At 60.3% G+C, this 20,515-nt stretch carries 23 protein-coding genes and 2 riboswitches; of the genes, 5 read left to right on the forward strand and 18 right to left on the reverse strand.

The window, feature by feature from the left end:
- Positions 1-63: 63 nt before the first annotated feature.
- Together F451_RS0109110 and F451_RS0109115 are read left to right on the forward strand one after the other, a co-directional pair.
- Complete coding sequence (locus tag F451_RS0109110) at positions 64-243, forward strand: hypothetical protein (RefSeq protein WP_020681056.1); 180 nt, start codon at positions 64-66, stop codon at positions 241-243.
- Between the two features lie 106 nt (positions 244-349).
- Positions 350-895 (forward strand): nucleoside 2-deoxyribosyltransferase, encoded by a 546-nt coding sequence (locus tag F451_RS0109115; protein WP_020681057.1) that lies wholly within the window; start codon positions 350-352, stop codon positions 893-895.
- Positions 896-907: 12 nt separating this feature from the next.
- On the opposite strand, the gene F451_RS0109120 is transcribed toward F451_RS0109115, so the two are convergent.
- Positions 908-1,099, reverse strand: a complete 192-nt coding sequence (locus F451_RS0109120) for a CPXCG motif-containing cysteine-rich protein (protein ID WP_020681058.1) — start codon at positions 1,097-1,099, stop codon at positions 908-910.
- Positions 1,100-1,285: 186 nt separating this feature from the next.
- On the opposite strand from F451_RS0109120, the gene F451_RS0109125 reads away from it, so the two are divergent.
- Positions 1,286-1,651 carry a YacL family protein gene (locus F451_RS0109125; RefSeq protein WP_020681059.1) on the forward strand — a complete coding sequence of 122 codons (366 nt, stop codon included), beginning with the start codon at positions 1,286-1,288 and terminating at the stop codon, positions 1,649-1,651.
- Between the two features lie 15 nt (positions 1,652-1,666).
- Here the strand turns inward: F451_RS0109125 and F451_RS26690 are convergent, their stop codons facing one another.
- The 3 genes from F451_RS26690 to F451_RS0109140 all read right to left on the reverse strand — a co-directional run bounded on the left by F451_RS26690 (position 1,667) and on the right by F451_RS0109140 (position 4,404).
- A complete protein-coding gene (locus F451_RS26690; RefSeq protein WP_020681060.1) occupies positions 1,667-2,131 on the reverse strand; it encodes a hypothetical protein in 465 nt (154 codons plus the stop codon).
- A gap of 81 nt (positions 2,132-2,212) precedes the next feature.
- Complete coding sequence (locus F451_RS0109135; RefSeq protein WP_020681061.1) at positions 2,213-3,697, reverse strand: sensor histidine kinase; 1,485 nt, start codon at positions 3,695-3,697, stop codon at positions 2,213-2,215.
- The gene (locus F451_RS0109140; protein ID WP_020681062.1) at positions 3,697-4,404 is read right to left on the reverse strand and encodes a response regulator transcription factor; all 708 of its coding nucleotides are present in this window, start codon (positions 4,402-4,404) and stop codon (positions 3,697-3,699) included. The genes F451_RS0109135 and F451_RS0109140 overlap by 1 nt, the downstream gene beginning before the upstream one ends.
- Before the next feature lie 44 nt (positions 4,405-4,448).
- Between F451_RS0109140 and F451_RS0109145 the strand changes: the two genes are divergently transcribed.
- Positions 4,449-5,672 (forward strand): PQQ-dependent sugar dehydrogenase, encoded by a 1,224-nt coding sequence (locus F451_RS0109145; protein ID WP_020681063.1) that lies wholly within the window; start codon positions 4,449-4,451, stop codon positions 5,670-5,672.
- 33 nt (positions 5,673-5,705) lie between these two features.
- On the opposite strand, the gene F451_RS0109150 is transcribed toward F451_RS0109145, so the two are convergent.
- On the reverse strand, positions 5,706-6,488 hold the full coding sequence (locus F451_RS0109150) for a TSUP family transporter (protein ID WP_020681064.1): 783 nt from the start codon (positions 6,486-6,488) through the stop codon (positions 5,706-5,708).
- A gap of 498 nt (positions 6,489-6,986) precedes the next feature.
- Positions 6,987-7,062: riboswitch (cyclic di-GMP riboswitch) on the reverse strand.
- Between the two features lie 327 nt (positions 7,063-7,389).
- Here F451_RS0109150 and F451_RS0109155 point away from each other — a divergent pair.
- A complete protein-coding gene (locus tag F451_RS0109155; RefSeq protein ID WP_020681065.1) occupies positions 7,390-8,097 on the forward strand; it encodes a DUF3108 domain-containing protein in 708 nt (235 codons plus the stop codon).
- A 10-nt stretch (positions 8,098-8,107) separates the two neighbouring features.
- Here F451_RS0109155 and F451_RS0109160 read toward each other — a convergent pair whose 3' ends face one another.
- The 13 genes from F451_RS0109160 to mutM form a co-directional block, all read right to left on the reverse strand.
- Positions 8,108-8,587 (reverse strand): DM13 domain-containing protein, encoded by a 480-nt coding sequence (locus tag F451_RS0109160; protein ID WP_040879632.1) that lies wholly within the window; start codon positions 8,585-8,587, stop codon positions 8,108-8,110.
- 161 nt (positions 8,588-8,748) lie between these two features.
- On the reverse strand, positions 8,749-10,629 hold the full coding sequence (gene thiC, locus F451_RS0109165) for a phosphomethylpyrimidine synthase ThiC (protein ID WP_020681067.1): 1,881 nt from the start codon (positions 10,627-10,629) through the stop codon (positions 8,749-8,751).
- Positions 10,630-10,778: 149 nt separating this feature from the next.
- Positions 10,779-11,441, reverse strand: a complete 663-nt coding sequence (gene tenA, locus F451_RS0109170; RefSeq protein WP_020681068.1) for a thiaminase II — start codon at positions 11,439-11,441, stop codon at positions 10,779-10,781.
- 3 nt (positions 11,442-11,444) lie between these two features.
- The gene (locus F451_RS25185; protein WP_020681069.1) at positions 11,445-12,101 is read right to left on the reverse strand and encodes a TenA family protein; all 657 of its coding nucleotides are present in this window, start codon (positions 12,099-12,101) and stop codon (positions 11,445-11,447) included.
- 15 nt (positions 12,102-12,116) lie between these two features.
- Positions 12,117-13,061, reverse strand: coding sequence for an ABC transporter substrate-binding protein (locus F451_RS0109180; RefSeq protein ID WP_020681070.1), 945 nt, complete (start codon positions 13,059-13,061; stop codon positions 12,117-12,119).
- Positions 13,061-13,828 carry an ABC transporter permease gene (locus F451_RS0109185; RefSeq protein ID WP_040879633.1) on the reverse strand — a complete coding sequence of 256 codons (768 nt, stop codon included), beginning with the start codon at positions 13,826-13,828 and terminating at the stop codon, positions 13,061-13,063. Before F451_RS0109185 ends, F451_RS0109180 begins: the two co-directional genes overlap by 1 nt.
- 76 nt (positions 13,829-13,904) lie before the next feature.
- Entirely contained in the window at positions 13,905-14,642 is a 738-nt protein-coding gene (locus tag F451_RS0109190) for an ABC transporter ATP-binding protein (protein WP_020681072.1), read from the reverse strand.
- 8 nt (positions 14,643-14,650) lie between these two features.
- The gene (gene thiD, locus F451_RS0109195; RefSeq protein WP_020681073.1) at positions 14,651-15,469 is read right to left on the reverse strand and encodes a bifunctional hydroxymethylpyrimidine kinase/phosphomethylpyrimidine kinase; all 819 of its coding nucleotides are present in this window, start codon (positions 15,467-15,469) and stop codon (positions 14,651-14,653) included.
- Between the two features lie 64 nt (positions 15,470-15,533).
- A riboswitch (TPP riboswitch) is annotated at positions 15,534-15,674 on the reverse strand.
- A gap of 426 nt (positions 15,675-16,100) precedes the next feature.
- Positions 16,101-16,868 (reverse strand): 3-hydroxybutyrate dehydrogenase, encoded by a 768-nt coding sequence (locus tag F451_RS0109200; protein ID WP_020681074.1) that lies wholly within the window; start codon positions 16,866-16,868, stop codon positions 16,101-16,103.
- A gap of 96 nt (positions 16,869-16,964) precedes the next feature.
- On the reverse strand, positions 16,965-18,017 hold the full coding sequence (locus F451_RS0109205) for an MJ1255/VC2487 family glycosyltransferase (RefSeq protein WP_020681075.1): 1,053 nt from the start codon (positions 18,015-18,017) through the stop codon (positions 16,965-16,967).
- Positions 18,018-18,023: 6 nt separating this feature from the next.
- Positions 18,024-18,557, reverse strand: a complete 534-nt coding sequence (locus tag F451_RS0109210) for a phosphatase PAP2 family protein (protein ID WP_020681076.1) — start codon at positions 18,555-18,557, stop codon at positions 18,024-18,026.
- A 107-nt stretch (positions 18,558-18,664) separates the two neighbouring features.
- Positions 18,665-19,600 (reverse strand): alpha/beta hydrolase, encoded by a 936-nt coding sequence (locus tag F451_RS0109215; protein WP_020681077.1) that lies wholly within the window; start codon positions 19,598-19,600, stop codon positions 18,665-18,667.
- Between the two features lie 19 nt (positions 19,601-19,619).
- A complete protein-coding gene (mutM, locus tag F451_RS0109220; RefSeq protein WP_020681078.1) occupies positions 19,620-20,432 on the reverse strand; it encodes a bifunctional DNA-formamidopyrimidine glycosylase/DNA-(apurinic or apyrimidinic site) lyase in 813 nt (270 codons plus the stop codon).
- Between the last annotated feature and the right edge of the window lie 83 nt (positions 20,433-20,515).

Here is a 20,515-nt window from a genome sequence, read left to right on the forward strand (position 1 = left end):
AAGGGACTGAACAAACGCCCCAAAGCAGGCCCCGTTCGATGATACCGACTGAGGGACAGGGACATGATGAATACCGCATACAAACAGCTACGCAATTTGATACACCGCTTGAGTCTCGTACGCACGTCTCGCCTGAGCGAGGCCCGGTCGCAGGAACACAACGCAGACAGCGGCGCCCTGAGCGGAGTACAAAACGATATGGCGCGCGCCGCACGCAAGAACCCGTGGATACTGGCCGGCTGAAAGCGATGTCAGCCCGGCCTGTGCTCACAGCCACGGCCAAAAATTCCATGCACGCAGGCAAGCGGTACGGCATCATGGCAGCTGCACCGCCTCGAAAGGACATCTCATGCCTTCCCGCAAGATCTATATCGCCGGTCCCGACGTATTCTGGCCCAACGCGCTTGAAGCCGGCGCCGCCAAGGTAGAACTCTGTGCCCGCTACGGCTTCGACGGCCTGTTCCCGCTGGATACGGCGCTGCAGCTGGACGGTCTCTCACCGCACGCCGCAGGCATGGCCATTTACCGCGCCAACATCGACCTGATGCAGCAGGCGGATCTGCTCATTGCCAACATGACGCCCTTCAGAGGACCGAGTCTGGATGCCGGAACGGCATTTGAGCTGGGATTCATGACAGGGCTTGGCAAGCCGGTGTGGGGCTACAGTCTGGAGGGTCGCCTTTATGCAGACCGGGTTGCCGAAAGCGATCGAAACGCAGCAACAGACATCGACGGCATGACCATCGAGCGCTTCGACATGGCCGATAACCTGATGCTGATTGGCGCCATTGAGAGCAGTGGTGCCCAGCTGCTTGCCCGGCAGGCCGAACCTGACCTGGAACAGCATCTGGGCCTCTTTGAACAGGTGCTGCAGCGGGTCAGAAAGACCCGCTGAGGACGAAGCCCTCTATTCATTCTCCCGCACTGCGTCGAGTACCGGCAGGCCGGATTCATCCACCCGGATACGCAGCAGCATAGGACTGCAGCACACCTGACAGTCCTCCACGTACTGCTGTTCTGCTTCACTGCAATCCACCAGCACGCTTATTCGTTCTCCACAGTAAGGGCAGTAGAACTCCACCTCTTCCTGCGTATTCATTGGTTTGCCTCCCCCGCATCAGACGTCTCGGTCAGCCTTTTCATTCATCCCTGCATTCAAATATTAGTGCAGATTCCGCTGCAGACTGCCGGGTCCGGCAAAAGGGTGTAACCCAGATTTTGCCGTTACCGTCCCACCATCCAAACGGAGTAACATGTCGCCTTTCGATCAGCACAGAGAACGCTTGTGGAATATACCTTTGGCCGCGACGATATCGGTCGCTACTTTGCGGAATTTTCAATGGGCCATGAAGCTTTTGGCCGCTGGCTGAGCGAGGAACTCGGACAGGAGCGCCAGCGGCTGGAACAGCTGCTCGACGCCATTGAGCAACTGCGAAATCGCCAGATACGGGAATACCGCCTCGATGGCAGCGAATTCAGCCTGGAACTTGATAGAGAAGAAGTACGGGTACGGGCCCACAGCCTGGATGACAACGCCGACAGTACCGACCTCGAGGACCTCCATTTATATGACGACGAACTCGAGGCCGGTTGCGGGCTGGACGATTTCAGGGACGTGCTTGTGGCTTGGCGCGAGCTGATTGGCGGCTGATACCCTGGCCCCCTGTCAGGGCTTCACGGGCAATAGCGGACACTGGAAATACACCGGCGGCCCGTCTGGGAAAGAGCCGGGGGTAACCACCAGGTGTCCCAGGTCCTCGTGCAGCATGACATCCGCCTCCGACTTCAGTACCGGCACGATGCCATGGGCGAGGAAACCGGCCTCGGTCCACTCCACCGAATGGGTAAACCAGCGACCGCCATTGTAATCGCGGTTGCCTGGCGCGGCTTCCGCCACCGCCAGCTGGCCGGCCGGATTGTTGGAGTTGGTGAACGCGTAGAGGACATCGAAGGACTGCAGATTGGCATCGGTCGGCGCCGGCAGCCCGGTCGTGCCCTTGGTCCCCCAGGCCTCACCGTCGGCATAGACGCCGGGCATAAAGTTTGGCGCACCGGGAGCCGCCTGCACCAGGGGTGTCGACAGCAGCGCGGCAAGTGCGATCGTAGCGGGTATTGAAGCTGTGAGTTTCATCGGATAAACCTCCGTTTATTGACCAATGCCAGCATGTACCCTCGCTGCTAACACAGTCCTCACGGGCAGATCACGATTTGGTCACGACGCTTTCCCCCCGGTTTCAGCACAGAGGTCAAAGGCAAAGGCAGTGCCTTCGCCCGGCTGACTCTGCGCGCGAATCACGCTGCCGTGTAACCTCATGATCCGCTGCGCAATCGCCAGGCCGAGCCCGGCACCACTGTCGCTGCGTGCACCGGACGGGCGGTAGAAGCGGTCAAAGATGTGGGGCAGATCTTCAGCCGCGATGCCGCAACCGGTATCGGTCACTTCAACCGTCACCTGGGCACCCGTACTGAGCACCGCAAGACAGATCTGCCCGCCCCGCGGTGTATGACGCAGCGCATTGGCCAGCAGGTTATCAAATACCCGCTCGATCAGCGCAATGTCCCCGCGCACAAAGGGTACCTGCTCTGCACAGCGAAAGTGGATATGCACCCCTTGCTGCTGTGCCCGCAGCTCGAACTTCTGCGCCACATCCTGGACCAGTTCCGGCAGTGAAAACGACTCCAGCAGCGGGCGGAATTCATTGGCCTCCAGCTTGGCCAGTTCCAGCAACTCCCTGACCAGTCGCGACAAATGCCGGCACTGCCTCAAGGCGATCCTGAGATAGCGTTGCTGCTGCTCGTCATCGAGACTCTGCTGCTTGAGTTGCAGTGTTTCCAGATACCCCTGCAGCGACGCCAGCGGGGTGCGCAGGTCATGGGACACATTGGCAATCAGCGCGCGCCGCTGCGCATCGGTTTCCTCCAGCCGGCTGACCTGATCACGGATACGCTCGGCCATCGCCTGACAGGTGCGTGACAACTGGCCGATCTCGTCGCTGCCAGGCACGGCCGGACCCGGCAAAGGCTGGCGAAAATCGGACTGTTCCAGCGCCGCCACCTGGCGGGTCAGCAGGCGCAGCGGTCGGGTTATCCAGCGAAACAGCAGCAACGCCGCGAGCAGCGCGAAAAGCATCCCGACACCCAGCGCCAGCCCACTCAGACGCAACACGTCGCTGACCATCAACGGCCGTATCATGCCGGTATCAGCTTCGCCGGCAAGGATCACATAGAGGTAGCCACGCATGTGCTCCTGCTCAAACACCGGCGCCACCGAAAAGATCTTCTGGCCGTCAGGGTTGCGGGGATCGTCGCCGAGCAGTGGCAGTTCGCGGGGCTGCGCCAGCAGCCGTTCGATCGGTGCCAGGCTTACCTGTGTGCGCTGCACCCGCCCCGGGGGTGCCGAGAAAGCCAGAATGCGCCCGGCGGGATCCAGCAGGTACAGCTCGATCCGGGGGTTGATCACCATCAGCATGTGGAAGATATGCTCCAGCGCGTCGCGATCCATCAGACCGGCCTGAAACAGCTGCCGTTCCTGCGCAATCTGGCGCGCCAGATCCAGGTTCATGCGCTGATCCGTCTCCTGCCGATACCCCTCGGTCGCCCGGGCAATCAGCAGCAAGGCCCCCGCCGCCAGCAGCATGAACAGCAGCGCCAGCACCAGTGCCAGCCGGCCATAGAGGGAACGCCCGACACCTGGCATCAGGCATCCCCTGCAGTGTCGGTGAAACGATAGCCGACACCCCATACCGTGAGGATGAACTGCGGCTCGGCCGGATTGCGCTCGATCTTGGCCCGCAGCCGGTTGATATGGGAGTTAACGGTATGCTCGTACCCCTCGTAACTGGCACCCCAGACTTCGTTCAGCAGTTGCTCGCGGCGGTAAACCCGGCCGGGGTGGCGGGCGAAGTGGAGCAGCAGCTCGAACTCCCGCGCGGTCAGCTGAACCAAATGACCATCCAGGCTGACACTGCGGCTGTCGCAATCGATCAGCAGGCCGCCATGCTCGATGCGCAGTGCCGCCGCCCCGGTGTCGCCCAGGGCGGCGACGCGCCTAAAAATGGCTTTGACGCGGGCCACCAGCTCGCGAATGCTGAACGGCTTGGTAAGATAGTCATCGGCACCCAGCTCCAGTCCCAGCACGCGATCCATTTCGGTTGAGCGGGCGGTAAGCATCAGGATTGGCAGGTAATGATCATCGCTGCGCAACTGCCGGCAGATCTCAAGTCCGTCCAGCCCCGGCAGCATCAAATCGAGAATCAGCAGGTCGTACACCCCGGCGCGCGCCATTGCCAGGCCGCGCAGACCATCACCCGCTGTATCGACTCGCAGAGACAGGTCCTGCAGATGCAGTCTGACCAGTTCGGCAATATCCTGATTGTCCTCGATTACCAACACGCGTCCGGCCATTGCGGCCTCCTCTACCGGGCACCTGCCTTAAGGGTAGGCCAGCAATGATCACAAAAGCCTCACGCTGCGCCAGCGATGCAACTGTCTACACTGAACTTCGCACCCTGCTGAATCAAAAAGGAGCCGACCTCTTGTTACGCATATTGCTGTATCCACTGTATTGCCTCTGGTTTCTCGCCGTCACACCGGTGCTGGCCGACATTACCGATGCGCCGGCAGCTACCATCAGCACCGTACGTGCCATCACCCTGACTGACCGGCTGGCACATCCCTGGGGAATGGCGTTTCTGCCGAATGGTTCAATGCTGGTGAGCGAAAGACCCGGCCGGCTTCGCCTTGTCGCGCCCAACGGTACCCTCTCGCCACCGCTTGATGGGCTACCCGACATCACCGCCACCGGCCAGGGTGGGCTGCTGGATGTAGTGCTGCACCCGCAATTTGCACAGAACCGGTGGGTCTATTTCAGCTACTCCGCCGGCTCACGGCTAACGCGACAGCTGGGCACCGAGGTTGCGCGGGGCCAGCTTGGCGACGGCCGCCTGGACAACGTCGAAGTCATCTTCCGTGCCAGCCCCAAGGCCGGTGGCGGACGCCATTTCGGCGGGCGCTTGCTGTTCGATCGCAACGGCCTGCTTTATATCAGCCTGGGCGAGCGCGGCGACAAGGACCGGGCCCAGGATCTTGGCGATCATAACGGCTCAATGATCCGTCTGAGGGACGACGGCAGCGTACCCGACGACAACCCCTTCGTCGGCCACGCCGGCGCCCGGCCGGAGATCTACAGCTATGGCCACCGCAACGTGCAGGGCCTGGCGCTGGCCGAGGACGGGGAAACAGTCTGGGTCCTCGAGCATGGGCCGCAGGGCGGCGACGAGGTCAACCGCCTCGCCCCCGGTCGCAACTATGGCTGGCCGGTGATCACCTATGGCGTCAATTACGGTATCGGCACCCAGATCGGCGAAGGCACCGAGAAAACCGGCATGGAACAGCCGGTCTACTACTGGAACCCGTCCATCGCTCCGTCCGGCATGACCTTTTACCAGGGTGACAAGTTTCCCGAGTGGCGAGGCAACCTGCTGGTCGGGGCGCTGAAGTACCAGCTGCTGTCCCGGCTGGTGCTGCGCGATGGCGAGGTGGTGGAGGAAGAACAGCTGTTGCGCAGCGAACTCGGTCGCATCCGTGACGTCCAGGTGGGCCCGGACGGCTACGTCTATCTGCTGACGGACGAAGACCCGGGCCGGCTGGTGCGGCTGGAGCCGCAGCCCTGACGGCCCGCTAACGAGACTGGCGTTGGGTGCGCGTTACAGCAGGCCGAAGTTTCGGGCCATGCCCAGCAGGCTGACCAGAATCAGCACCGCACCCAGCACGCGAAAGAACAGCGGCGTTTCGGCCCTCAGCAGGGTGCGGTGAAAGCGCTCGCCAAGCAGATGGCCGACAAAGGCGCAGGGCAGCAGCCAGAGATGGTGAATCAGCTGCAGGTCGACCCCGGCGATCAGGAAAGAGGTCATCTTGATCACCACCAGGATGAACCAGAGCACAAAGAGCGTATCGCGCAGCTGCTGTTTGGCCACATGAGTGCCATAGACCGCCACGATCAGCGGGGCACCGATAAGGGACGTCCCGCTGACGTAGCCGCCAAGCATCAGGAACAGTTTATCCACGTAGGGATTGTTGCTGCGAAAGGGCCGATCCAGCACGTAGCCGATCGCATAGACAATGACGATGCAAAAAATAATGCTGGTCATGATATTGCCCGGCAGTGTCAGCAGTCCGAAAACACCGATCAGCTTGGGAATGATCATGACCTTGAGAGAGCTTTTCAGATAGGCCCAGTCGATATTGCCTTGCGGGCTGTCGTCACGTTCCCCTTGCACGCGCCTGTAACCCTGCCAGGCAATAAGGCTGGAAAACACCAGCAGATGCACCGCGATCAGTGGCAGAAAGACCAGGGGTTTGTCCAGAATCAGCAGCAGAAACGGTAGCGACAGCACCGCACCACCAAAGCCCAGACCGGAGCGCACGAAGCCGCTCCAGACAAAAATCAGCCCGATCAGGGCATACTGCCAACCGAGTAAATCCGCCATGGGAAATCGACATCCGTATCAGCCAGAAAGCGCGCAGCCTATCACTGAGATGACCTTGCTGCCCAGCCTTCTTCGGGCAGATCGTGTTCTGTCATGGGGGGGCAGACCTGTGGATTAGATGCTTCGCACAATAACGGGAGTGGCGGGATCAAAGTGCGTACGGTCAGACTCGGTGTAAAGAAAGAAAGGGCATCATGTGGCCGCTTGTGAAAGTGCTGCACAGAAGGCAGTAAGCACGGTCAGAGTATCAGGCACAAACCGCGACATCCCTGTCGCCATCACGCAGACAATTATCGGCTTCTCCAGCAAAGCCGCCGTCTTTCCCTGCGTCTTTCTCCAGCGTTTGTAATCGGTCTTGTGCAGGCGCACTTCATCAGCAAATGCACAGTTACCGCGGTATCAGGCAATAATCGCATAAAGCACGAAGCCCGCGTCCGGAAACCCCTCAAACAATGTTCGAAAGCCCCCCGAGCCCGGGCTCGTGATTTATCACTCTCTTTCGGCAGTCCGGCCATCCACTTTTGAATCCGTAACTTTGCGTCACCTGATTGCTCAGGCTTTGCCATTATCGAGTAGAGGATATTTTTCACCTCAACGTTGAGCACCAAAATATCTAACGGCACTCAGGAAAAAATATAGCAGTGCCTCAGGACTATCTATAGACAAATTTGGCATATAAACCGCCCCTTTGCTGCATAGCAACGCAGGGAATCGGTTTAACCTTGCACGATCAGCCGTTAGTCGGTTTCAGCGGGCATGAATACAGGTACTCGCCAGCCGTCAACGCAAGTTCATTATCCAAGCGAACCCTTTTAAAGCAGACTGAAAGCGCGCTGACATTCATTTGCCGTACACTGGCAACGGGTTATAGCTGATACAAACTGCCTGGAGGACGAATCGGATGTTCAAACGCCTTGCCCCCGTATTGTCGCTCGGCCTCTTCTGCGCCGGGCATGCCCTGGCCGCCGATCCGCTGCTATCCGCCCACTACGGTGCCCGCTACAAGGGCTTTGACCTTGCGCTGGTACGGACACTCAGGCCGCTGGGCAACAATCGCTTTGTGTTTGAGTCCCGCGCCGAGAGTGCCATTGCCAGCATTGAGGAAAGCAGCACCTTCAGCCGCGATGCCAGCGGCCACTGGACGCCGGAACGCTATCACTACAAGCGATCAGTGCTGGGAATACCGAAAGAATACGAGCTGCATTTTAATGCCCGCGGCGACAAGGTGACCTATAGCGACAAGAAGGGCCAGCGCGCCATCAGCACCTCGCCGGGCACACTCGACCCCTTGCTGTATCAGCTTAAGCTGCAACAGGACCTGGCGCGCAAGAGCGGCGACTACCGCTACCGCTTTGTGAGTCGCAGTAAACTCAAGGACTATCGTTTTACCATAACCGGCAACGAGAAGCTGACGCTGAACGGGCGCAAGTTCGACACCCTGCGCCTGCGCAAGCAGGACAACAATGACAGCCAGGAAACCGTTATGTGGTTCAGTCCCGACAACGGCTACCAGCTCATGCGCCTGCGACATACCGAGGACGACGACAGTTACAGTATCAGTCTCAAGACGCTGCAGCAGAGCCCGGACTTCAGCACCTGGCTGGAGTGATTCCTGCTGCCTATCGGCTCTGTAGCGTAGCGAGCGAGATAAGTACACCAAACTGTTCACACCAGATCACCACCGTCTGATAGCCGGCCAGGTCCACACCGGCCGGAACCGGATAGTTTTGACTGCCCGAGAACGCTTTCAGGCGCCCTAGATCCACGAACATAGTCTGCTCAACCGCCGTATCGGCGTTGACCTCGCCTGGTACCAGATAAACATGGTACTTGGGCCCCGGGCCTACTTCGAAATCGGCCTCCAAATGCAGCCATGCTGCGTAAACACTGACCCCACCCCGACCATAATGAACCGGATCCGACGGGTTCGCATGAATAAAGCGGCCGCTAGCGACTTGCTCGCCCGTCATCAGCCCTGCCAGGCTTTCGTTCACCGGAGCGGGGGGAAACAGGTACGGAAAAGCAAAAATACCCAGCGCAAAGCCCCCGACTCCTCCGACAATAACCCCGAGCAGAATCCCAATAATAATATTCTTCATGGCCTGATCCACCGACAACAAACCGATGCCACCAGTGTAGTCGCGGTTAACACGCGACCATCGCCTGTCCGACGGCGGTCTACAATTGCACACCACCAAACGCAAAAGGCCGGCAATCTTTGCAGACTGCCGGCCTTTATTTGCCACCCAAGCCTAACCGATCAAATCTTGTGGTAAATCTCCGCGCCGGTGTCGCGGAATTCTTCAGACTTCTGTTGCATGCCCGACTCCGCTTCCAGGTTGATGGCGGCAATCTGGCTGTCATCCAGCTGGCGCACTTCCTGGCTGATCTTCATGGAGCAGAACTTGGGTCCGCACATGGAGCAGAAGTGCGCGACCTTGGCCGATTCCTTGGGCAGGGTCTCGTCGTGGTAGGCACGGGCCGTGTCCGGGTCCAGGCCGATGTTGAACTGGTCTTCCCAGCGGAACTCGAAGCGCGCCTTGGACATGGCATTGTCGCGGATCTGCGCACCCGGATGCCCTTTCGCGAGATCTGCAGCATGCGCGGCGATCTTGTAGGTGATGATGCCGGTCTTGACGTCATCCTTGTTCGGCAGTCCCAGATGCTCCTTGGGCGTGACGTAGCAGAGCATGGCGCAGCCGTACCAGCCGATCATCGCCGCACCGATGCCGGAGGTGATGTGGTCGTAGCCCGGTGCGATGTCGGTGGTCAACGGCCCCAGCGTGTAGAAGGGGGCTTCGTGGCACTCCTCCAGCTGCTTGTCCATGTTCTCCTTGATCATGTGCATCGGCACGTGGCCCGGCCCTTCGATCATGACCTGCACATCGTGCTTCCAGGCGATCTTGGTCAGCTCGCCCAGGGTTTCCAGCTCGGCGAACTGGGCTTCGTCGTTGGCATCGTAGACGGAGCCCGGACGCAGACCGTCACCCAGCGAGAAGGACACGTCGTAGTCCTTACAGATTTTGCAGATGTCCTCGAAGTGGGTATAGAGGAAGTTTTCCTTGTGATGCGCCAGGCACCACTTGGCCATGATGGAACCGCCACGGGAGACGATACCGGTCATGCGCTTGGCGGTCATGGGCACGTAGCGCAGCAGCACGCCGGCGTGGATGGTGAAGTAGTCCACGCCCTGCTCGGCCTGTTCGATCAGGGTATCGCGGAACACTTCCCAGTTCAGGTCTTCGGCGATGCCGTTGACCTTCTCCAGCGCCTGGTAGATCGGCACGGTACCGATGGGCACCGGCGAGTTGCGCAGGATCCATTCACGGGTTTCATGGATGTTCTTGCCGGTCGACAGGTCCATGATGGTGTCGGCGCCCCAGCGGGTGCCCCAGGTCATCTTGTCGACTTCCTCTTCAATCGACGAGGTGACAGCGGAGTTGCCGATGTTGCCGTTAATCTTCACCAGGAAGTTGCGGCCGATGATCATCGGCTCCAGTTCCGGGTGGTTGATATTGCACGGAATGATGGCGCGGCCTTCCGCGACTTCCGTGCGCACGAATTCCGGCGTGATCTCTTCCGGCAGGCGGGCGCCAAAGCTGTGGCCCGGGTGCTGCTGGGCAACGATGTTGCCTTCAGCCTTTGACTTGGCCAGCTTCATGTTTTCGCGGATGGCGATGTATTCCATCTCCGGCGTGATGATGCCCTGGCGTGCGTAGTGCAGCTGGGTCACGTTCTGCCCCGGCTTGGCGCGACGCGGCTTGCGGGTCAGCTCGAAACGCAGTTCATCAAGGCTGGCATCAGCCTCGCGCATGCGGCCGTAGTCGCTGGTCATGCCCTCCAGCCGTTCAGTGTCGTTGCGCTCTTCGATCCAGCCATCACGCAGTGGATTCAGACCCTTGCGCACGTCGATGGCGCTATTCGGATCGGTGTAGGGGCCGGACGTGTCATAGACATAGAGCGGATCGTTCTTTTCGCCACCCAGACCCGTGGGGGTATCGTCCAGCGTGATTTCACGCATGGGGACGCGAATGTCCGGACGGCTGCCCTCGATGTATACCTTGCGGGACTTGGGGAACGGCTGCACGGAGGCGGCATCGGCCACTACACCGCGGCTGAAAGGCTTGTTTTGCTCGGCCATATTATTCTCATCCTCTTGGGTCGGATTGTCGCCGGCATCCTGCCAGCATGATTGGAAACCGTGTTGTCGATCTTCATTTGGGCATAGGCCCCCCAACCCCGCGGCAAAAGAGCGGGCTCAGGTCAGTCAAATACTGTGGGTAGAAGGCTTCAGGTGCTCAGATCGAGCCCCATCTGCCAGAAGGCCACTTCCATCCGGGTCGCGGTATGGAAGGTCCTTGTCAGCTCGTCGAACCGACGGGCCGGCATGTCGGCACAGAGTTCATCCAGCAGACGCATTTCGGCCGCGGCGATGTCCTGGTACTCGTCGCTGGCGTACATCTCGATCCAGGCCCGGTAGGGATTTCCTTCCAGCTGCGTAAAGGGCTGATCCATCAGCCAGCGGGCCACTTCGGCATAACCGACGATGCAGGGCGCCAGGGCCGCATGCAGATCCGCGAGGTCGCCGCACAGGCCCGAGTCCAGCACGTAACGGGTATAGGCCACAGTAGCCGCCGCTTCCGGCAGGTGCTGCAGTTCTGCCTCGCTGATACCCCAGTCGGCGCAATACTGCACATGCAGGCCAATCTCGATATCGAGCATGGCGTTGATGCCCTGCTGGGCATAGCGCATCTGCTCCAGGGTGCGGCTCTTGTATACCGCCAGGCCCCAGGCCCGGCTGAACTGCAGCAGGAACAGGTAGTCCTGTTTCAGGTAATGGGCAAAGGATTCCCGCGCCAGGGTACCGTCCCCCAGGCCACGCACAAATGCATGCTGGATATAGGCATCCCAGTCGGGCTGGGCCGCGCGCTTGAGCTGTTCATACACGGACATATGTCACTCCTGCTCGGTCAACAAAACATCAAAGAACGCCTGTTCCAGCCAGGCCATGCGGCTAAAACGCTGCTCCAGGCGCTCCCGATCCGCCGCGTTGAGGTCGCCAAAACTGTCGAGCTGCGCCCGCAGCCAGGCGACAAAGGCCTCGAACTCGGGCAGCACGTGGAGTTCGATCCATTCGTGCAACCAGAAGCGCGTCGGCGGCGCCTTTTGCGCCTCGCGCTGTGCCCAGCTCAGATACACCCATTCGGCACAGGCCAGCACCACAATCATGTCGGCGTAGCCACAGGCCTGGGCATCACGCATCTCCCGCGCCAGCAACTGGGCCACCGGATTCAGCGCCGGCGCCCGGTACTGCGCAGGCTCCAGGCCCAGTGCGGCAAAAGAACGTTCAAAGTAGTCATTTTCGGCCGACGTCAGCGCCGCCAGGAATCCCGCCAGCACGCCCTTGGACGCCATGTCCGGTGCCGCCGCAATGCTGAGCGCGGCATGATCGGCTAGGGTGCCGATGAAGGCGTAATCCTGCAGCAGGTAGCGAAGATAGACCGCATTCGGCAGGCTGTCGTCACCCAGTTGCACGGTGAACGGATGCTCAACGGCACCACTCCACCAGGGCTCGGCATTGCGGCGCAGCTGTTCGGAAAATGACATGCTCATCGAAGCTCCAGCGTCTTACTTGGGTTCTATTGCGTAGGTCGATACAGCAGGATTCGACTTGGTCAGCCCCTGGGCCTGCATAAAGGCGCCCACGCGCTCGTAACGGCCAGTGTCCAGCGCCGCCGGGCGCAGGGCGAAGCGGGTCAGGGTATCGGCCCAGGCGCGCTTGTTCAGCTCGTTGTCCAGGTCCGCCTTATAGCTCTTGAAGCTATTCCAGGCTGCGTCCGGATGATTGACGATAAACTGGGTCGCCTTTTCCAGCGCACGCATGAACCGGCCGTACTTGGGATCCTTGCGATCCTTGTTGTTGACCACCAGCACCAGCTCGTCGTAGGCCGGCACACCCAGCTCTTCAACGTAAAACGCCCGTCCAGGATGACCCTCGATATCCATCTGGTTCAGCTCGAAATTGCGGTAGGCACCGATCACGGCATCTACGTTGCCGGTGATCAGCGACGGCGACAGCGACCAGTTGACGTTTACCATTTCGATATCCGACAGTTCCAGACCTTCACGGGCCAGCATGGCTTTCAGCAGTGCATCCTCAAAACCGCCCACCGAGTAGCCGACTTTCTTGCCCTTAAGGTCCTCGATCGACTTGATCTCGCTGCTTTCCAGCACCACCAGGGAATTCAGCGGCGTGGCCACCAGGGTACCGACGCGGCTCAGCGGCAGGCCTTCATCCACCTGTACATGCAGCTGCGGCTGGTACGACACGGCCATGTCAGCCTTGCCGGCGGCAACCAGCTTGGGCGGCATGGACGGGTCCGCCGGCTCCTGCATGACGACCTCGAGTCCCTGCTCCTTGAAGTAGCCTTGCTGCTGCGCCACGATCAGCGGACCGTGGTCCGGGTTGATAAACCAGTCCAGCAGCAGCGTAACCTTGTCCGCCGCCATGGCATTCGCACTCAGCAGCGCACCGGCCAGTATGGCGGCAACCTTTTGTTTTGTTATTTTCATCAATCTGCCTCCCGGGCATCATCAAACAGGGTTTCCGACTGCCAGGGCATCAAGCGTCTGAGCAACCGATCTATCAGGAAATACAGGCTCACCGCCATCACTGACAGCACCAGCAGGGCGGCGAACATCAGGTCCACCTGCATGCGCGCATTGGCATGCAGCATCAGGTAGCCAAGGCCCGTGGATGAACCAACCCACTCCCCCACCACCGCGCCAATGGGTGCCACCGAGGCCGCCACCCGCAGACCCGAGCCCAGCGCCGGCAGCGCCGACGGCAAGCGGATCTGCAGCAGCTGGGTACGCCTGTCCGCACCCAGGATACGGGCCAGTTCCAGCCAGGCCGCCGGAGCATGACGCAAACCGTCGTAACAGGCCGCCGTCACCGGGAAATAGATGATCAGCGTGGCCATTGCCACCTTGGAGGCCATGCCATATCCCAGCCAGAGCATCAGTACCGGCGCCAGCGCGAATACCGGTATGGACTGGCTGATCACCAGGACCGGCAGCATCCAGGCCCGCAGGCGGCGAAACCAGATCAGTGACAGGGCGCTGCAAAGGCCCAGTAACACCCCCAGCATCAGGCCCAGCAGTATTTCCGCCAGGGTCACACCGGCATGCTGCACTAACAGGCCGGCATTGGCGTACAGCGCTTCCAGCACCCGCAGTGGCCCGGGCAGAATAAAGTGCGGCGCATCGGTCAGCCATACCAGCAACTGCCAGATGCCACAGAGGCCTGCGGCAATGCCCAGACTGCGCAGTGCGTTCACCGGTACACCGCCATCGGCAAACAACGATGCCGCACAGATCCGGACTCACAACCCCAGCCCGCAATCCGCTGCGCCCTCATTCAGACACCTCCATCAGCTGACGCAGCAGGCGCCCCTGCAGCTCAAGTACCTGCGGCTGATCGACTGCCCGGGGCGGTGCGTCCTGTGGGCGCAGCGGCTCAGTCAGCCGGGCCGGGCTGCCCTGCAGCACCAGCACCTGATCGCCCAGGCGCAGCGCCTCAAGCGGGTCGTGGGTGATCAGCAACACCGTGCGATCGGCCAGCAGATGAGCCGCCAGATCCTGCAGTTTCAGTCGCGTTACGGCATCCAGCGCCGAAAAGGGTTCATCCATCAGCACCAGTGGCCGGTCTTCCATCAGCATGCGTGCCAGTGCCACTCGCTGTCGCTGGCCGCCTGAAAGCGCCGCCGGATAGCGACTGTCCAGCCCCGTCAAACCCACCTGGCTGAGCAGATAACGCGCTTGTTCACGCTGGGCATGCGTGACTCTGCTGTGACGCAAGCGGGGCCCCAGCAACACGTTGTCCAGCACGCTCAACCAGGGCAGCAGCAAATCCTGCTGTGCCATCCACGCCACGCGCCCGGCCAGTGCCTTGCCATCACTGGCGATAATCTCTGCCCGCACCTGCATCTGCTCGGTGAGGCCCGCCAGCAGGCGCAGCAGCGAACTCTTTCCCACACCGGACTGACCCAGCAGACAGGTCCATTCGCCGGCCGGCAAATGGAAACTCAGATCGCTGAAAACGCTGTGGCCCTGCCAGGCCAGACTTGCGTTGCGTACGTCAATTCCGAGCATGGGTCAGCTCACCACCAGCGGTGAAAATGGTGCACCGGGCCGTGGCCGGAACCGATCTCAAGCCGGTCCGCCGCCTCGATGGCTGCGCTGATATAGGCCTTGGCGTTCTCGACGGCAGCCCGCACGGACTCTCCACGTGCCAGCTGCGCGGCGATGGCGGAAGACAGCGTGCAGCCGGTACCGTGGGTATTGCGCGTATCGATCCTGCGCGCTGGCAGCCAAAGCAGCTGCTCGGGGGTGCACAACAGATCCGCGCTGTCCTCACCTTGCAGGTGGCCACCTTTGAGCAGCACCGCCTGCGGGCCCAGCGCCAGCAGCGCCTGGGCAGCGCGAATCATCTCGTCGCGGCAGGACGGTTCCGGGCAATCGAGCAGTACGGCCGCTTCCGGCAAGTTGGGGGTCAGAATAGTCGCCAGTGGCAGCAACTCGGTACGCAGACTTTCAACGGCGGCCTCGGCCAGCAACTTGTCACCGCTTTTGGCGACCATGACAGGATCGAGCACAATATTGCGGGCGTCATAGCGCTTCAGCTCTTCGGCCACCACCGCGATAACGGCCGGCTGACTGAGCATGCCTATTTTCACGGCACCGACGGCAAGATCATCAAACACGGTCTGGATCTGGCTGCGGACAAATTCCGGCGGCACATCCTGAATGGCACGAACTTCACGGGTATTCTGGGCCGTCAGTGCGGCGATAACCGTCGCACCATAAACGCCGAGCGCTGAAAATGCCTTGAGATCGGCCTGAATCCCGGCACCCCCGCCGGAATCGGACCCGGCAATGGTCAGTGCAATGGGACAGGCATGCGGGGAACGCTGCTGCATGATCGACTCCTGTATAGATTTGGCTGTCGGCCAGAAATACACCAGGAGAACGAAGAAATGGGGATATACGACATATCTCGATTCCTACACCGGTACTAACCGGATCAGGTTCAACGGGTTTGATCTCAGCCCCTCAAATGACCAGACACGATAGCGGCAAACCGGTATCAGCCTGATGCTTTTTAAGGCACCCCGACAAGAAGGCGTCTAGTCTATGCGTTTGACGGGGACAATGTCCACGGCCAAATTGATATCATCGCTGGATCCACCGAAACGAAAAACATCCGCCGGCCGCCTTACTGCAAACTGTAAATTCTTGGTAACAGTACAGATGCCTTTTGCGTCAAACACGCGACGCAAGGCCAAATGTGTAACTAAAACGAAACAACTTTTAGGACTTTTTCCTATATCAAAAAATTCCGCAGCGACCATAATCAATCACATGGATCTCCTGTTCATGGAACGAATGACAAGGATGGCCTCGGTTAGCGCAAAGGACGAATCGGACGCACGCAGGACGCAATTCTAGCGCATGGAAAATGGAAGCCAGACTAAGAGGGCGTGATGACGGATCATCACGCCCTTTTATTTTATCCATGTTTTACAGCATATTAGCTGAGCTACAGGCACTCTAGCGTGCAGTCCAGCCGCCATCCACGGCAATGGCCTGGGCGGTAATGTTACGTGCCGCAGATCCCATCAGAAACAACGTTAGCTCCGCCAGCTCCTCGACACTGATAAACACCCCTTTGGGCATGGGCTTGAGCATGATTTCGCTCACCACATCCGCTTCGCTGATACCGCTTTCGCGCGCCTGAGCCTTAATCTGCTTGTCGACCAGAGGTGTACGGACATAGGACGGGCAGATCGTATTGATGGTGATATCCGTGTCAGCCGTTTCCAGCGCAACCACCTTGGAAAAACCCAGCAGACCATGTTTTGCCGCTACATAGGCACTTTTATAGGGTGATGCCACCAAGGCATGAATGGAGCCGATATTTACAATACGCCCGTAGCCCGACGCCCGCATCGCGGGGAGCAGCGCCCGCGTAAGCATGGCGGCGCCATTGAGCATCACCTGTACCAGCAGGTCAAAACGCTCCGGTGGAAAAGACTCCAGCGCCGCCACATGCTGCAGGCCGGCATTATTGATCAGCACATCCACGGCTTCACCGTGCAGCACCACGGGCAGCTGATCGATATTGGCCTGAGCACTGACATCCAGCCCTAGCGCCCGCGCCTCACCGCCGGCAGCCAGAATCAGATCATCGGTCTGCTGTGCCGTCGTAATGTCCAGATCGGTGGCGATGATGCGATGCCCGCGCTGGGCCAGTATCAGCGACATCTGCTGACCAATGCCGCTGCCCGCCCCCGTAACCAGTACCGTTCGCTTTTGCATGACAAGTTCCGCAGGAATAATGACTGACAATAGTCCAGCAAGCGCAGCTGGGCAAAATCCGCCCTGCAATTATTCCGCGACAGCTAGAAGCACTGATCAGGCGCCGGTCGCCGCCAGCTGCATTGCATGACCGTTCCACAGACGCCGCGCCAGCGACGCCGCAGGCTCTGTGTGGCCCGCCACGATCCAGCGTGCCAGGGCGCCAGCGACATCCGGATAGGGGGCCGGTGCCGGATTGGGCTGTTGCAGCCAGGCTTTGAGCTGCATCAGGTCACAGTCGCCGTGCATCACCGTAGCCAACCCCAGTTGCTGCATGATCTCGGCGTTGGACAACTGCTCCACCTGACCCCGGTAGGGCTTGCTCAGCAACTTTTTGCCGTACTGCACCGTTTCACTGGCAAGGCCAAAACCACTGTTGCTGATTACCCCCGCGCAACTGGCCAGATCCCGCTCGAATCCATCACGACAGAACGGCTGGAACTCCATATTCCCCTGCACTTCCCGCTGCACACAATCGCAATACACGACGAAGCGGTAGTCCGCAAAGCGGCCGAACCAGTCGGTCAGCTGCGCGCGGGCTTCATAGGGCAGGTACACCAGGATCTTGTCGGCTTCCAGTGTCACCGGGTAACGCGGCGGTGAAATCAGCGGCGGCAAGATGGGCTGGTCGAAGTGATGCCAGTGCAGACCAATGGCTTTATCTACCGGCGCCATCAGGCGAATGGCGCTGCGCGTCAGGCGCCCCTGGTGCCGTCCCGGCAGCGCGTAATTGAATACGTACTGGTGGGCGATGCCGATACTGGGCACTCCCTGGCGTCGTGCGGCCCAGGCAGTGACCGGCTCGAAATCGCTGATCACCAGGTCATAACCCGTCAAATCAAGTGAGCGAATTTCGTTCCACAGCTGCCACAGACTGTTATCACACAAGGTCCCCAGCGGCTTCACCCGTCCGCCGGCGCCATAATGAAACGTCAGACCCCGACGGCAGCGATAGTCGCCAAAGGGCGCCATATCAAACAACTGCTCGGCCGGGCGGCCACTGAACAGATAATCCACTTCAAGCCCCTGGGCCGCCAGAGCACCGGCCATGACCCGCGCTCGAGTGATATGCCCGTTGCCCGTCGCCTGCACACCGTAGAGAATTTTCATAACGGGCTATGCCAGGTCGAACAGCAGTATGCCCAGCTGGGCACAACAGATACCCAGCAAGGCCCCGGCGAGGATATCCGTGGGAAAGTGCACGCCCAGCAGTACCCGGGACGCCCCGATCAGAGCCGCCAGCCCGTACAGCGGCATCAGCAGGCTGGGGTAGTAGGCAACCATAACGGCGGCAAAGGTGAAGGCCGCCGCCGCATGACCGGACGGAAAGCTGAAGCGGTCCGACGGCTTGATATAGGCCGAAAAGTGGTCAAACCGGTCGCAGGGCCTGTCTCGGCGGATCAGGTTTTTGAGCGCCAGGTAGGCCGGCAGTTCGATGCCGAACGCCAGCAGCCCTGCCTGCAGAAAACGATCGCCGTCCTCGGGTTCGAACAGCGCCAGCAGAACGCCCAGCAGGATATAACAGAGGCCGTCGCCGAGCCTCGATACCCAGCGGCTGACAGATGCCAGCTGCGGTGCCCGGGCATGGCCCTGGCACCAGTAGAACGCAAGCGTATCAAGCTGAGTGATTTTCGTTTGCAGCGCATTCATCGGCATCACCTGACAACATTGCAGTCAGGTGTATTGTCCGATAGCGCCGGTGACAGCCACATGAACAGAAGATGACACGGGGATGACGACGGGCTTAGACAGGCTGCTTAGACGGAGTCGGGAGACGGTGCTTGCAGCTGCTGCACAAACCACTGCGCAGCCCGCTCCGCCAGTGCACCGGCATTGTCCCAGGGCAGCATATGTCCTTCGGACGGAATCAGCACCAGTTCGATCGGGTGCACCGACTCCTCCACCACCCGACGCGCATAGTCCACACCCAGTATTTCGTCCCGTGTACCCTGAATAATCGCCAGTTCAAACGAATAGTGCTGCTTCAGGATACCGGCGCGGCGGCTGAACAGGCTGGCCAGGGTGCGTAGCGGGTATTCGAATACCAGTCGGGGGTCCTCGTTGATCAGCGGCCCGGCCGGGTGCCCGGCCAGCAGCGTCTCGAAGTCGATATAGCCTTTCAGCGGCACCCGCATGCGCGGAAACATCCAGGCAGATGCCGTGGTCCATTGCCAACCCAGGCCGTGCATCATGTCGGGCGCCAGTTCACTCAGCAGCAGCGTGCCACATAGCAGGGATGTCACCCGGCTGTCCTGTTCGGCCAGGGCCAGCCCCGACACAGCGCCACCGGAATAACCAAACACAACCACAGGCCCGCTGAAGCGTTCCTGCAAGGTATCCAGCACCCGCTGCAGATCCGTTACCGTTTCCTCGATACTGTAAAAACCGCGCTCACCACCGGAATAGCCATGCCCGCGCGGATCGACACCTACCACATTAAATCCCTGATCACAGATCCCGGCGAGCAATTCGGCATAGAGTTCCGAATAGGTGCCCAGTCCGGGCAGGAACAGCAGGATGGGCGCATCGCTGCTGCACTCGTACAACTCACAGTGAATTGGCGGATCGGTGTCAATCTGCAGCACTTCCCGGCGTTGCAGGATCTCCTGAATGCCCAGGCCGTCGCGCAGCAGTTCACGAAAGCTGTCGCCCTGCAGCATTTCGCCAGTCAACGCAGTGTGCGCTGCGGTCATAGATTTACTCCTGTATTCACTAACGCTGACAGCGCGGGCAAAACACGGTACTGCGCTGCCCCAGACGAATTTCTTTCAGTACAGTACCACAGGAGACACATCTATCACCGCCCCGACCATAGACGCATAGTTCCTGCTTGAAATAACCAGGCTTGCCGTCGCCACCCACGAAGTCACGCAGTGTGGTGCCCCCCTGGGCAATGGCGCGCCCCAGCACCTGCTTGATTTCAGTCACCAGGCGCGCAAGACGCGCCTGCGATATGCGCCCAGCGGCGCGCTGCGGATCAATGCCAGCGGCAAATAGCGCTTCGTTGGCGTAGATATTCCCCACCCCCACGACCACCTTGCTGTCCATGATGCGTAATTTTATTGCGGTGCGCCGTCCCTTGCACGCCTGCTGCAGCAGCAGCGCATCAAACGCTTCGGACAGGGGCTCGGGACCCAGCGATGCCAGCAGTGCGTGCTCGGTGCCGGCCGCCTGCCAAAGCACGGCACCAAAGCGCCGTGGATCCGTCAGCCGCAGGGCCAGCCCCGAATCCAGCACCAGATCGACATGGTCGTGCTTGCCAGGCGCCTGCTCGCCTGGTACCAGCCGCAGGCTGCCGGACATGCCCAGGTGTATCAGTACCGTGCCGGCATCAAAATCGATCAGCAGATACTTGCCACGGCGCGACACGCCGCGCACCGGCTGGCCTGCAAGCAGCCCGGCCAGATCCGGCGGCACCGGCCAGCGCAACCGTGGCTGACGCACCACCAGGGCGTGGACAGTCTGCCCCTCCAGATAGGGCGCCACCCCCCGGCGGGTGGTTTCGACTTCAGGCAACTCGGGCATTCACAGACTCCGCGCAACGTTACAGGAAAACGCGCCCATGATAACAAACCCTGCCTGCAGGCCCTGCAGACTTCAATGCAAAG

The sequence above is a fragment of the Marinobacterium rhizophilum DSM 18822 genome, from assembly GCF_000378045.1.
GTDB lineage: Bacteria > Pseudomonadota > Gammaproteobacteria > Pseudomonadales > Balneatricaceae > Marinobacterium_A > Marinobacterium_A rhizophilum.